At 32.9% G+C, this 14,369-nt stretch carries 9 protein-coding genes; 3 read left to right on the top strand and 6 right to left on the bottom strand.

Annotation, left to right across the window (positions count from 1 at the left end; all coding sequences use genetic code 11):
- Window positions 1–641 (top strand): LPP20 family lipoprotein (locus LF845_RS10535; protein ID WP_242820979.1); only part of this gene is annotated, 641 nt, incomplete at its 5' end.
- Window positions 642–777: 136 nt separating this feature from the next.
- A complete protein-coding gene (gene elbB / locus LF845_RS10530; protein ID WP_242820978.1) occupies window positions 778–1,443 on the top strand; it encodes an isoprenoid biosynthesis glyoxalase ElbB in 666 nt (221 codons plus the stop codon).
- Window positions 1,444–1,490: 47 nt separating this feature from the next.
- Here elbB and LF845_RS10525 read toward each other — a convergent pair whose 3' ends face one another.
- The 5 genes from LF845_RS10525 to LF845_RS10505 form a co-directional block, all read right to left on the bottom strand.
- On the bottom strand, window positions 1,491–2,792 hold the full coding sequence (locus tag LF845_RS10525; RefSeq protein ID WP_242820977.1) for a M16 family metallopeptidase: 1,302 nt from the start codon (window positions 2,790–2,792) through the stop codon (window positions 1,491–1,493).
- Window positions 2,793–2,807: 15 nt separating this feature from the next.
- On the bottom strand, window positions 2,808–7,502 hold the full coding sequence (locus LF845_RS10520; protein ID WP_242820976.1) for an NAD-glutamate dehydrogenase domain-containing protein: 4,695 nt from the start codon (window positions 7,500–7,502) through the stop codon (window positions 2,808–2,810).
- A gap of 167 nt (window positions 7,503–7,669) precedes the next feature.
- Window positions 7,670–8,236, bottom strand: coding sequence for an NUDIX hydrolase (locus LF845_RS10515; RefSeq protein WP_242820975.1), 567 nt, complete (start codon window positions 8,234–8,236; stop codon window positions 7,670–7,672).
- Between the two features lie 36 nt (window positions 8,237–8,272).
- Window positions 8,273–10,891, bottom strand: coding sequence for an alanine--tRNA ligase (gene alaS / locus LF845_RS10510; protein ID WP_242820974.1), 2,619 nt, complete (start codon window positions 10,889–10,891; stop codon window positions 8,273–8,275).
- A 16-nt stretch (window positions 10,892–10,907) separates the two neighbouring features.
- Window positions 10,908–11,213: an HNH endonuclease gene (locus LF845_RS10505; RefSeq protein WP_242820973.1), complete on the bottom strand. Its 306-nt coding sequence runs from the start codon at window positions 11,211–11,213 to the stop codon at window positions 10,908–10,910.
- A 56-nt stretch (window positions 11,214–11,269) separates the two neighbouring features.
- On the opposite strand from LF845_RS10505, the gene pckA reads away from it, so the two are divergent.
- Window positions 11,270–12,850, top strand: coding sequence for a phosphoenolpyruvate carboxykinase (ATP) (pckA, locus tag LF845_RS10500; RefSeq protein ID WP_242820972.1), 1,581 nt, complete (start codon window positions 11,270–11,272; stop codon window positions 12,848–12,850).
- Between the two features lie 28 nt (window positions 12,851–12,878).
- Here pckA and LF845_RS10495 read toward each other — a convergent pair whose 3' ends face one another.
- Complete coding sequence (locus LF845_RS10495) at window positions 12,879–14,300, bottom strand: phosphomannomutase/phosphoglucomutase (RefSeq protein ID WP_242820971.1); 1,422 nt, start codon at window positions 14,298–14,300, stop codon at window positions 12,879–12,881.
- Window positions 14,301–14,369 lie beyond the last annotated feature (69 nt).

The raw sequence follows: 14,369 nt of genomic DNA, 5'->3' as shown, positions 1-14,369 counted from the left end.
GAAAAATGTTTTTAAGAATATTGTTCGTAATTGTTTGTATTGTGGTAATTATTTCAGGCTGTTCCTACACAAAGCCTTATATTAAACAAAATTCTGTTTCACATCAGCAAGCTGAGGCTGACAAAGCTTTTAATGAATTGGATCAGGAAACCGGAGAGCCTCAAATTAAGGAACCAGTGTTTGACAAAACTGCTGATGAACCTTTATCACAAAAGCCAAAAACAATAGAAGAGAAAAAAGCTCCTTCTGACATAAAGGAAAAAAAACAGTCAAATGATACAAAATTTCCTTTAAAAGATGGACGTCCTGTATGGTTTTATGACGCAAATTATGACGGATATTTTGGGGCAATTGGTATTGCAAGAAAATCATCTGTAAGGGGTGGATATGCAGCTCAGAAAAGGCTTGCTAAAACATTAGCTCAAGCTGAGCTTGCCAAACAATTGAAGGTTTTTGTCAATACAGAGCTAAACATAGAAAGGACACGGATACTTTCCAAGGTAAGCGACACATATACGAGTAAATTAAGCTCTCTCTCTGTTCATAAGTCAGAACAGATATTGCAAAATGCTGTTATTCTCGATGAGTGGGTTGACCCTAAAAGTGGAGATTTGTACGTATGGCTGGTAATAGAGAAGTAATATGATAATTAGATATATTTAGGCAAATGGATATTGGTGATTTTAAAGATTTTTAATTGAATTTGATATTATATGTATATAAATTTGTACTAGTGGTTTTGTTGAAAAAAATACAATCTATTATCGGAGGTGTAAAATGGGTAAAAAAATTGGTGTTGTTTTAAGTGGTTGTGGAGTATTTGATGGAAGTGAGATTCATGAAGCCGTTTTGACACTTTTATATCTTGATAAGAAGGGTGCTGATTTAGTAATGATGGCACCAAATATTGAACAGATGCATGTTGTAAATCATCTTACCGGTGAGGTAAGTGAAGGTGAAAAAAGGAATGTATTAGTTGAGTCTGCAAGGATTGCAAGAGGTAATATAAAGGATATTAAAGATGTTTCTGTAAATGATATCGATGCACTTGTTTTTCCTGGTGGGTTTGGTGCTGCTAAAAACCTTTCTACTTTTGCGGTAGATGGCCCTGACTGCAAAATAGATGAAGATGTAAAAAGACTGGTTAAAGAAGTAATACAGGCTAAAAAACCTCTTGTGGCTATCTGTATAGCCCCTGTGTTGGTAGCAAAGGCACTTGAAGGGACTAACATCAAGTCATCAATTACAATAGGGACAGATGAGGGTGTTGCCGGTGCAATAGAATCTCTTGGAGCTAATCATATATCATGTCCGGTAAAGGAAGCTATTGTAGATAAAGAAAATAAAATTGTAACTACTCCTGCGTATATGCTTGGACAAAGTATTTCAGAAGTTGCTGCTGGGATTGAAAAAACTATAGATAAGCTTTTTGAACTGTTATAAAAAATGCGGGAGCTTAGTCTCCCGCCAAATTTTAGGAGGTATTTATTTTATAGTTTTAATTCTGATTTTGACGTGGCTACAATTATTCTGTGATTATCAAAAACTTCTTTAGCGACTTTTTTCAAATCATCTATTGTTACTGAATTAATTTTGTCAGTGTAATTGAAGTAGTAATCTTTAATATCAAGTGTAAATGAATATCCTATGTCATTTGCCTCAGAAGATGTTTTTTCCCTTTGGAAGACCATTTGACTTTTTAATCTATTTTTAGCTCTTGTAAGCATGTTGTCATCTATTTTTCCATCAATTATGTTTTTTAATATTTTATCTGTTTCATTGATAACTTTATTAAAATTTTCATCATCAGCAGTAAAATAGATTACAAAACTTCCTACAAATTTTTGTCCCATAGAGCCTGCATAAATAGACGTGACTAAATTTAATTCACTTTTTAATTTTGATTTTAAAATTGAATTCTCCCCACTACCTAAAATTTCAGTTAGTACATCAAGTGCATAAGTTCTTTGGTCAGTAATGGGAAAAGCTGGATAAACAATTGCAGCGTAAGTTTGGGTTAAATCCTTCTTGAAAACTTTAAAGTCGTCTTTGCTAAGCTGTATCTTTTTGTTAAGAGAGTAGCTTTTACCTGGGCTTACTTCTCTAAATTTTTCAAAATATTGAGTGGCAAGGGCCTTGGCTTCTTCATATGATATATCACCAACAACCACTAAAGTCATATTTTTAGGGTGGTAATATTTATTGTAGTAATCAACTATCTGTTTTCTTGTAAAATTTCTTATGTTATCCTCAGTGCCAATAATTTCCATAGAGTAGGGTGTATCAACATAAAGGGTATCAGAAATATATTTCCACATATCAAATGTAGGGTTATCATATTTTCTTTTAATTTCCTGTATAACTACAGGTCTTTCCTTGTCTATTTCATCTTTAATAAAGGTTGCATTGAAGACCATTTCACTAAGGACTTCAAATGCAACCTTTGAGTTGTAAGTTGGTATTGTAATGTAGTAAAAAGTGTAATCTTTGCTTGTAGCTGCATTCATTTGGCCGCCGTTCGATTCTACTACTAAATCTATTTCATCAGGTTTAAATTTTGTGGTGCCTTTGAAAACAAGATGCTCCAAAAAATGAGAAATTCCGTTTATTTCCGTTGTCTCATTAACAGAGCCTGTTTTCATCCAAACCTGAACCGAAGTAACCTTAACATTTGGAATGTATTTATAAACAAAGTCAACACCGTTTTTTAAGGTTGTTTCTTTAACAGCAGCAGTCAATGCGACCTCCATTAAGAGTATTATAAGCAAAGCAAGCAAAGATTTCTTCAACACTTTTTAACCTCAACATTATTTTGAGTTTATCATATTAAATAGAGAGTCTAGCATTACGTTATATGGTATAAGGCTATTAAACTCTCCTGCACTGATAGATTCCAAAAACTTATTATAGTTCACAAAAAATATTTGCTCTTCCTTTTCCAAAGATTTCAACCAGCTTTCTCCATGCTCAGTGTATTTTTGGCAAAAATCTTTTTGGAATAGTTTTATTCTGTTTAATAGGTTATCTCTGTTAATCCTATCCCAAGTAGTTGTTATATCAGTTTGTTTTATCCCTTTAATAAATAGTGGAAGGTTAAATAGTGAGCCTATGTTGAAGTAGTTTTTAACAGTTTTAGACATATCAAGCTTATTCTTTAATATAATTTCAAAAAGGTCAAATGCCGGTTTCATAAATTTGATATCACAAACTGCTTTTGAGATTCCCGGTTTACAGTTACAAGAGGTTAATTCTCCTAAAAGTAGATCATAGTTTTCTTTAAATTTACCTTTGAGATTTCCTGTAACAATTTTAGTTATATTCTTAAAGGTGTCCATATTTTCATTAATTAGCTTGAAGTTGTTGTCATTAATAAGCCAATTTGTTGCGACTTTTAGTGTTTTTTCAAGCTCAATCAGCATAGTATATTGGACTTTTGTATCAACTTTCAAATCAAGCTCTTCTATTTTTTTCCTTATTTCAGAAGTTTCAAGGAGTTTATCCGCAAAAAGGTATCTTTCTATAAGTTTGGCATAGGGCTGCCCTGTAGATTTATGAAGCTCTATGAAGAAAGGTATACCTGCTTGATTTACCGCTTTATTAACTGCCACTGTTGCTGTTATTTCATTTTTAAGTTTGTGTTCGTTAAAATACTTAGAATAATTTTTTATAACTGTTTTAGGATAATATTGAATATATTCCTGCTTTAGCAAATCTGAATCATGATTAAACTCGTTTACTGCGCTATCAAATAACATAATCTTTGTATATGCCAACAGTACTGCTAACTCAGGTCTTGTTATCTGTCTTTTCTCTTTTATAAAGTTAATATTTTCTATTTTAAAGTTTAAAAGCCCTATGCTTTGTAAATATTCTGCAGTATCAACATATGAAATTATGTTGTTTTCAGATTTTATTAAGTCACAACTTATAGTTTGAGTCTGCAAGTAATTATCCCTCAAAACAAGCTCAGTTACTTCTGGGGTTAATTTGGCTATGAGAGAATTTCTGGATTTCATACCTTTCAGTTCATTATTCTTCATAAGTACATCGAATAAGATTTTTAAGTTTACTTCATGGTCAGACATATCCACGCCAGCAGAGTTGTCAATTGCGTCGGTATTTATTAGACCTCCGTTTAATGCAAATCTTATTCTTGCTTTTTGGGTAAGTCCGAGATTGCCACCTTCACCTATTACTTTTACTCTTAACTCGGAAGCATTAACCCTCACATTGTCGTTTGCTTTATCACCAACCTCTTCATTGGTTTCAAAGTCATCTTTAATATATGTTCCAATTCCACCATTCCATAAAAGCTCAGCTCTAGCTTTTAATATATATCTGATTAATTCTTCCCCTGAAACGACATCAGTTGGTATATCAAAAACTTCTTTGATTTCAGGTGAAATTTCAATTTTCTTAGCGCTTCTTTCAAATATTCCGCCACCCTTGGAGATAAGCTTTGGATTGTAATCTTTCCAAGTGGACCTTGGAAGTTTAAACATCCTGACTCTTTCAATGTAGCTTGTTTCAGGATCAGGATTTGGATCAATGAATATATGTATATGGTTGAAGGCTGCTAACAGCTTAATTTTGTCGGAAAGCAGCATTCCATTACCAAAAACATCTCCTGCCATATCACCAATACCAATCACTGTAAACGGTTCACTCTGAGTGTCTTTTCCAAGCTCCCTAAAGTGTCTCTTTACAGATTCCCAAGCCCCTTTTGCTGTAATTCCTACTTTTTTATGATCATAACCGGCACTACCTCCCGATGCAAAAGCATCTCCGAGCCAGAACCCGTATTCTATGGAAACACTGTTGGCAATATCGCTAAATGTTGCTGTACCCTTGTCAGCCGCAACTACTAAGTAAGGGTCTTTTTCATCGTATATTACCACATTTTCAGGGTGAACTACTTTCTTACCTTTATAGTTGTCTGTAATGTCAAGAAGCCCTTTTATTAGTGTTTTATACTGGTTAATAACGTGCTCTTTATCTAATTCCCTGTCCTCATACCTTTTCTTGACGACAAATCCACCTTTTGAACCAACAGGGACAATTACTGTATTTTTTACCATCTGGGTTTTTACCAGCCCTAATATTTCTGTTCTGAAATCATCAGGTCTGTCACTAAATCTCAACCCACCTCTTGCAACCTTTCCACCTCTCAAATGTATACCTTCCATTTGAGCGCTGTGGACGTAAATTTCAAACATCGGTCTTGGCTCAGGCACTATGTCAAGCTCTTTTGATTTAATCTTGAATGAAATATAGTCTTTGCCAGGTATAAAGTAATTTGTTCTTACAATTGCTGTTATAACTTTGTAAAAATGTCTTAATATGTTATCTTCCTGTACTGATACGACCTTATCAATGTTATTTAAGATATTGTTTTCTATTGTGACAAAATCTCGCTTTTTTTGTCCCGGTTTGAATTTTTCATATAGATAGTCAATAAATAGTTTGGATATTTTACTGTTATTAATTAGGGCTTCATTCAAGCTTACTCTTCTATAGAGCGGATTTATTTGCTCAATATAGTTTCTTACAGTTCTTAAAAAGTCAATTTCACGATAGTTTAAATTTTCTATAATACATAAGCTGTTAATTTTGTCATTTTCTACTTTATCAGTGATTACATTTATTATTAGTTCAGGTAATATCTTAGAGTATTGCTCTTTGAACTGCTTTGGGTCATTAATGTCAGCAAGATGAATTGAATTAATAAAATAATTGTCATTTTCACATTTTACCTTGTAAGTAAACTCTTCATTGACTTTTATCCCTATATTATCAATCACTGGCATTATATCTGTTAATAGAATTCTATCTTTTGTGTATAGTTTAATTGTGGTTTTAGTATCATCAGTATAAAGGTTTGCGTTAATCCCTTTTAAATTGTCAAGGAATGAGATGTCTTCTCCCGCTTCGTGAGGTGTACACTTGGTTTTGTAAGTTTCAGAAAAAGCGTTTCCAAATTTTTGAAATAGCTGATCACTTTTTATACCGGAAAATCTGATTTTTAATTCTTCATATAGTTCATCTTTCCAGTCCTTTATAAGCTCTTTTATTTGGGTTTCAATTAGTTGTAAATTTAACTTTTCAAGTGACTCTATATGTTTGATATAAAAATGAAAGTGAGCAAAAACATATCCGTGATCATCATTTCTTACCGAAACATCCAAGGTATAAGCGTCAAGAGCATTTTGAAAAATTGTTTTAATGGCAAGCATTGTCTCTGTTGAGAATTTTTCTTGGGGGAAGGTCATGAATACATAGTAATTCTTTAGTGGTTTAAAACTTTTTGTATAAAAAATGACTTGGTTTTTTCCATGCATGGAGAAAACAGTTTTAAAAATATTAATTAAAGTTTCTTTATCGAGAGAGATAATTTCAGTTTTAGGAAATGCATCAAGCATATCTATAAGCCATTTGTGATCATGAGAACCGTTAACAAATCCAAAATGGTCTACAATTTCGTCCATTTTGTGCTTTACTATGGAGATGTTATAAGGTGGCGTTTTTAATGCATCTTTTGAGAAGATTCCTATCATTGATATTAATGTTAAGGAATCTCCTTTGTCATCTACAAGAATAATTCTATCATAGTTTTTTCTTTTTTTGACTTTTGAGGAATAGAGTGCTTTATCTACAACGATGGGGTAACCGTTCACAAATTTAAAAGATTTATTTTTAAGGGCTTTTATCATGTTAGGAATTATTCCGATTGTTCTGTTGAGCTTGTATACCCCATATTGTTCAAGTTTGTAAGTTTCATCCTTTAAGTTGATATCATTCAATATCCTTATCCCTTGAAGAATGAAATTGTTGTTATTTATCCACTGTAAGAAAGATGAGACTTCATTTGATTTATTTTTATAATAAAGGGTTAAGTTGTCGAGCATTCTGCTCATATCAGGGTAATCATCAACGGTAAGGCAAACTTCATCATAAATTTTATTTAATTCGTCAGATATATTTTTTAGATCTGATGGCTGTGCATCTTGAATGAAAATTACTACAAAAGATTCATTTTTAGTACCAATTTGTGGCTTATCTACTTCTGTAATATCACCTTTTGCGTTTCTTTTTACGCTAAAAATTGGGTGAAGTATAAATTGACTGTTCAGATTTATTTCATAAAAATATTCCCTTATGCTATCAACAAGAAAAGGTCTGTCATCTGTATTCATAACTATTATTGAAAAATTACCTATGAAAAAATCGTTATTGTATGGTTCAATAACAGTTTGCAAATATTTTTTCTTTTTTCTGCTGTTAAACGTATCGAAAAGTTTTACAGTAAAGTTTAAAATATCTTTATCGCTAAGTATTTCGATAAGGTTGTAAGGAACACTTTTTATAAATATTTTTGCAAAATTATAAAAAGGTTGATTAGATTTTTTGAACCCACTAAAGATGTTCTTGATTTTTTCTTCGTAAAATAATTCATGTTTTTTATACTCAGCTTCTGAGTCTTTTGAGAATGTAATGTTATACATTTTACACCCCTTATTTTATTTGTTAATTACTTTTATATTAAAAACCATTTAATGACAAGCAATTAATTTTATTTGTATAAAATTATTTTATTAACTATTAAAACATTATCTTATTAGAAAACTAACTATTCATTCATTATTATATCATAAAAAATGGCGTAAAATTATTATTTTAAGTATTCTGAAACAATTTTAAGAAGCTTTGAAAGTATCCTTCCGGTAAGACCCCAGATAATGAGATCTTTGTAGGGGTAAAAATAAACGGTAACTTTATCATCTTTTCTGACCCATGTTTCTCTCCAATGTTGGCAGGTGAAAAAATATTCTATAGGTACAGAAAAAACTCTTTCAACCTCACTTTTTTGAAAATTCAAATCTTCAATTTTAGTGTTAGAGTTGATATAACCTAAAAAAGGTGCAACCTTAAATTTGTGTATAGACATTTCATCATCAAGTCTGCCAATTATTTCAATATGGCCTGCGTTTATTCCTATCTCTTCTACAGTTTCTCTAATGGCTGTAATTTCTAATGATGAATCATTTTTTTCTTTAAGTCCGCCCGGGAAAGAAACTTCTCCCGCATGAGTGGGTAATGTGCTGAGTCTTTTCGTGAATATGATTTCATATCCCAAAGAGGACTTGATAATAGGAATCATTACGGCAGCCAATCTTTCTTCCTGATTAATATATATTGGTTTCCTTTTGTTTAAATCCTTTTTCAATTTATGTAACATCATAATGTAAAAAGAAGGCTGACAAAGGTCAGCCTGTTATATTAATTCGTAAAACTTTTCAATTGCTTTATCTAGTTTAGTTATATCTTTTCCACCAGCTTGGGCGAGGTCTTTTTTACCACCGCCCCCACCGCCGGTAACTTTTGCAACTTCTTTTACAATTTCACCGGCACTATATTTATTAGTAAGGTCATCCGTAACACCGCATAAAAATGTTACTTTGTCATTTGTGGCACTGACAATAAGTATTACTCCGCTCTTAATTTTAGATTTTGCAATATCCATTGTATTTCTCAAGTGAGAGACATCAGCTTCTCCAAGATTTAATACAAGTGTATTGATATTGTTAATAGATTTAATATTTTCAAGGAAGGCATCAATTTTACCAGCTTCCTCTTTTGATTTTAACTTTTCAATTTCTTTAGTTAACTGCTTAATATTTGAAGCAAGCTCTTCAACTTTAGAAATTACATTTTCTCTTTTTGTTTTAAGTGCTGTTTCAAGTTCAGACACAATCTGCTCACTATCCGATAAAAAATTAAACGCATGGATTCCAGTAACAGCTTCAATCCTTCTTACACCCGCTGCAACACTTGATTCACTTATTATTTTAAATAAACCAATCTCTCCTGTATTATCAACATGGCAGCCACCACAAAGCTCAGTTGAAAAATCTTTAACACTAACTACCCTGACAGTTTGTCCGTACTTTTCCCCAAAAAGCGCCATTGCTCCTGATTTAATGGCATCTTCAATATTGCTATATGTTTTTGTTACGGGAGCATTTTCTTGAATCTCTGCATTTACAATTTCTTCGACACGCTTAATCTCTTCTTTTGAAAGAGGTGAGAAGTGAGCAAAGTCAAACCTTAACCTTTCAGGTGTAACCAATGAGCCTGCCTGCCTTACATGGTCACCCAATACCATTTGTAGTGTTTTGTGCAACAAGTGCGTTGCCGTATGATTTTTTTCAGTAGCTTTACGTAGATTTTTATCAACAACAGTGTCAGCTGAATCTCCAACAAGAAATTTTCCTTTTAGTACTTTACCTTCATGGATTATGAGCTTATCGGCAATTTTTTTAGTGTTATCCACTGCAAATATTCCATCTTCAGTTTTGATAATACCTTTATCGCCAACCTGACCTCCACCTTCAGGGTAAAAAGTAGTTTTTTCAAGAATAATTGCTCCTGCGTCACCTTCCATTAGCGTATCAGTTTCTTTGTTATTTTTTATTAATGCTTTGATTTCAGAGTTTAATGATAATTTATTGTAGCCATCAAATTCAGTTTTTATTTTAGAAGCTAAATTTAGGTATATTTCAGGGATTTTTTCTTCTCCGCTTCCTGCCCAAGATTTTTTAGCTTTTTCTTGCTGCTTAAGCATCTCTTCATTAAAACCTATCATATCGAGGATAAAACCATTATCTTCGGCAATATCTTGCAAAAGGTCGGTAGGGAATCCGTATGTATCATAAAGCTTAAATATTTCTACCCCTGGAAGTTCTTTTTTATCTTTATACTTTTCAAGTAATTCACCTATTATTTTTAGACCTGTCTCGAGTGTATTTTTAAATCTTAACTCTTCATTTATAACAACCTTAGAAATATATGTTTTTTTATCAATAAGCTCTATGTAATGGTCACCCATAAAATCTACAACAAATTCACATACTTTGTAAAAAAATGTATTATCAAAACCTAACATTTTTCCGTGGCGCATAGCCCTTCTCATAATTCTTCTTAAAACATACCCTCTACCTTCATTTGAAGGGATAACACCATCAGAAATTAGGAAAGTAGTAGAACGGCTATGGTCTGCAATTACACGGATGCTGACATCATCTTTTTCATTGGCGCCATATTTTTTTCCTGCAAGACTAGCGATATATTCTAATATCGGCTTGAAAAGGTCAGTGTCGTAATTACTGTTAACTTTTTGGACAACTGTAGTAATTCTTTCAAGCCCCATACCTGTATCAATACTTGGTTTTGGGAGAGGAGTAAGCTTACCGCTTTCATCTCTGTTAAACTGCATAAATACAAGATTCCAAAGCTCCAAATGTCTGTCACATTCACAATCTGGATTACAATCGGGTCTTTTACAACCAACTTCAGGGCCTTGATCAATATGAATTTCCGAGCATGGACCGCACGGCCCAGTGTCACCCATTGACCAAAAATTATCTTTTTCTCCGCGTCTTTCTATTTTGTTTGCTGGGATACCGATTACTTTATTCCATATTTCAAAAGCTTCATCATCATCATTATAAACGGAAACAAAAAGTTTATCTTTTGGAAGTTTGAGCCATTCTGTTAAAAATTCCCACGCATATTTTATTGCGTCCTCTTTAAAGTAATCGCCGAAAGAAAAGTTTCCAAGCATTTCAAAAAATGTATGGTGCCTTGCTGTTCTTCCTACATTTTCAAGGTCGTTGTGTTTTCCACCTGCTCTTACAACTTTTTGACAAGTTACGGCTCTACAGTAATCTCTTTTTTCATTGCCAAGAAATACATCTTTAAATTGGTTCATTCCTGCATTTGTAAAAAGTAATGTCGGATCATTTTCCGGCACTAATGAAGATGAAGCAACTCGAGTATGCCCTTTTTCTTCAAAGAATTTTAAAAACAACTCTCTTATTTCTTTGCCAGTCATAAATTCTCCCATATATTCATTTGTTTTTTAAGTTTTCGAGATATTCTGCCCATTCAATTGGAAGCATATATTTCTTTTTGTTATTACATTCTTTGCAAGCAGGTACTACATTTCCTTTAGTGGTTTTACCGCCTCGTATAAGTGGAACAATATGATCCATTGTCAACTCTTCTGGTGAAAATTTTCTGCCACAATAATGACAAATGCCTTGTGATATTTGATTTTTCCACCATTGTTTTTTTCTTAAAGCTCTGGCTTTGTCTTTTTCCTTTTTTATTTCCGATTCGGGTATATCAGATATAAAAAAACTGTTTACAAGCATCAAAGAATTATAATAAAATGCCACGCTTTTTCAACAGTTTTTTAAAAGGGGGATATATGAAAGAGAGCATTTTGGATATCTATGGATTTAAAAATGTTGCACAAGTTAATAGAAACTTGACAACACCAGCACTTTATGAGGCAATTGTCAAAAGGAGTGAGGGGATTATTGCCCATTTAGGACCTGTTGTAGTTAGGACAGGGCATCATACTGGAAGGTCAGCAAACGATAAATATATTGTTGATTTACCTAGTACAAGTGATGTGTATTGGTCTAAAGATAACAAACCGATAAGTAAAGAATCTTTTGAAAAAATCTACAGCAAGATTAAGGCTTATTTGCAGACGAAAGAGATTTTTGTTCAAGATTGCTATGCAGGAAGCGATGAAGAAACAAGGCTTAAGGTTAGGGTAATTTCCGAGTATGCATGGCACTCACTTTTTGCAAGAAATATGTTTATAAGAGAATTAAATAAAGAAAACCTTGAAAACTTTAAGCCTGATTTTACCGTGATAGATTTGCCAAGATTTCATGCTAATCCTGATGAAGATGGAACAAACTCTGAGACATTTATAATAGTAAATTTTGAAGAAAAACTTGTCTTGATAGGTGGTACAAGCTATGCAGGCGAAATAAAGAAATCAATTTTTACAGTTATGAATTACTTGCTACCTAAAAAAGATATTATGTCTATGCACTGTTCAGCCAATGTAGGAGAAAATGGTGATGTAGCACTATTTTTTGGACTATCTGGAACAGGAAAAACAACTCTTTCAACAGACCCAGAAAGATATTTGATTGGGGATGATGAACACGGTTGGAATGATAGCGGTGTTTTCAATATTGAAGGTGGATGTTATGCAAAGGTGATTAATCTTTCTAAAGAAGCTGAGCCTGATATATATGAAACTACTAGAAAATTTGGGACAGTTTTGGAAAATGTTGCAATTGATGTTGAAACAAGGAGAATTGACCTTGACGATGATTCTCTCACTGAAAATACAAGAGCTTCTTACCCTATTACTCACCTTCCTAAGATTATAGAAGATGGTAAAGGTAAACATCCAAAAAATATTATATTTTTAACATATGATGCTTTTGGCGTATTGCCTCCGGTAGCAAAACTTAGCAAAGAGCAAGCGATGTATCACTTTGTTTCAGGGTATACTGCTAAGGTTGCAGGGACGGAAAAAGGGGTTACAGAGCCTAAGGCGGTATTTAGTGCATGTTTTGGGGCACCTTTTATGGTACATCACCCGTTTAGGTATGCAGAGCTTTTGGGAGAAAGAATAACGAAACATGATGTTACATGTTGGTTAGTAAATACAGGGCTTACCGGCGGGCCGTATGGAGTAGGTGATAGATTTAAAATTAAGCATACAAGGGCAATTATAAAATCTATTTTAAATGGAAGTTTGGAAAAGTCAGCATTTGTAAGAAATGAAGTGTTTGGCTTTGGCATACCAAAAGAAATCCCTGGTATTCCTGAAAATGTTGTACATCCTGAGCTTGCTTGGGAAGATAAAGATAAGTACAATGAAAGTCTAAAAAATTTAGCTAAAAACTTTGTAGAGAATTTCAAAAAATTTCAATCTGATGATAAAACAGATATTGCTAAAGGTGGACCTAATATATAAAAAAGGGCAGTTTTACTGCCCTTTTTCTTTAAAGTGAATTTAGTTCTTTTTCAAAAATATCTTTATAGCTATTCATAGAATTTAAATCGGTGGCTTCAAACCTCATTACTAATACAGGTTGTGTATTGCTTGCTCTTAATAGCCCCCAACCTTTTTCAAAAATAACTCTAATACCGTCAATTGTAATAATATCTTTTACTCCAAACTTATTGTTCTTTTTATATTCGTCAAACTTTTTAGCCAAATTTTCAACTATTTCAAATTTTCTTGATTCTTCACATTCAAACCTTATTTCCGGAGTATTATACACTTTTGGAACATTTCTTAAAAGGTCTGACACTTTTGTTATTTTGCCTGATATTAGTTCATTTACATAAGATTCTAAAAATCTTACTGATGAGTAGATTGCATCATCATATCCGAAATATCTGTCCGCAAAAAATATGTGACCACTCATTTCTCCGGCAAGCTCAGCATTTGTTTCTTTTAATTTTGACTTTATCAGGGAATGTCCGGTTTTCCACATTATTGCATTTATGCCATCTTTTTTTAGCTCATCAAATAATACCTGAGATGCCTTTACATCGGCAATAATTGTAGGTCTTTTTATAGTTTTAGCAATCTCTCTGGCGAGAATAAGTATGAGCATATCCCCCCAGATTACATTTTGCTCATTATCAACAACCCCAATTCTATCGGCATCCCCATCATAAGCAACAGCAAAGTCTGCATTTGTTACTTTTATCTTATCTTTTGCATCTTTTAAGTTTTCTTCAACAGTTGGGTCTGGATGATGATTTGGAAAGTTACCATCATATTCACAATATAACTCAACAACATTTACTCCTAAGTTTTTGAAAATCTCTGGAGCCACATCTGAGGCTACTCCGTTACCTGCATCAAGGACGATAGTTATTTTTCTGTCAATATTGTTAATTTTTTCTTTCAAAGTTTTAAAATGCTCTAAAGTCCACTTTATATATTCCCGCTTTATGTCATAAGTTGAATGGCTACCTTTCTCTTTTTCTTCTCTGTATCCATATTTTAAAAAATCTTCATACATGGAAGTGATAAGCTCAGAGTGGTAAGTAGATTTGCCTATACCAAGCTTCATTCCGTTATAATCAGACGGGTTGTGACTCCCTGTAATCATTAAAAAAGCATCTGTTTTGAGATGAAATGCGCTAAAATAGGTTACAGGGGTAGGGCAGTGTCCGAGCTCTATAACATTACAGCCTGCATCATTTAGCCCTTTTAAAACACCTTTGAATATATCGTCAGAAGATATTCTAACATCCCTTCCAACAGATACGACCGGATTATTTTTTTGTAGTTTTTCCTTTATTTGATAGCCAAAAACATTAGCAATATTGCAAGCTATTTCTTGGTTAAAAGTTTTTGGTACAATACCTCTTATGTCATACTGTCTAAAGATTTCTTTTGGTAACATATGCCCTCCTTAATTCTTTAATATAAAATTCAAAAAAAAGTTTATTTTGTTAAAATTTATGTTATAATT

Origin of the sequence: Deferrivibrio essentukiensis, from assembly GCF_020480685.1 — a bacterium.
Classification (GTDB): domain Bacteria; phylum Chrysiogenota; class Deferribacteres; order Deferribacterales; family Deferrivibrionaceae; genus Deferrivibrio; species Deferrivibrio essentukiensis.
This window is presented reverse-complemented; position numbering and strand designations above follow the sequence as displayed.

Coding starts and splice junctions, on each gene's coding strand:
- LF845_RS10515 (WP_242820975.1), bottom strand. CDS start 8,236: ATGTTACATAAATTGAAAAAGGATTTAAACAAAAGGAAACCAATATAT.
- LF845_RS10495 (WP_242820971.1), bottom strand. CDS start 14,300: ATGTTACCAAAAGAAATCTTTAGACAGTATGACATAAGAGGTATTGTA.
- elbB (WP_242820978.1), top strand. CDS start 778: ATGGGTAAAAAAATTGGTGTTGTTTTAAGTGGTTGTGGAGTATTTGAT.
- alaS (WP_242820974.1), bottom strand. CDS start 10,891: ATGACTGGCAAAGAAATAAGAGAGTTGTTTTTAAAATTCTTTGAAGAA.
- LF845_RS10520 (WP_242820976.1), bottom strand. CDS start 7,502: ATGTATAACATTACATTCTCAAAAGACTCAGAAGCTGAGTATAAAAAA.
- pckA (WP_242820972.1), top strand. CDS start 11,270: ATGAAAGAGAGCATTTTGGATATCTATGGATTTAAAAATGTTGCACAA.
- LF845_RS10505 (WP_242820973.1), bottom strand. CDS start 11,213: ATGCTTGTAAACAGTTTTTTTATATCTGATATACCCGAATCGGAAATA.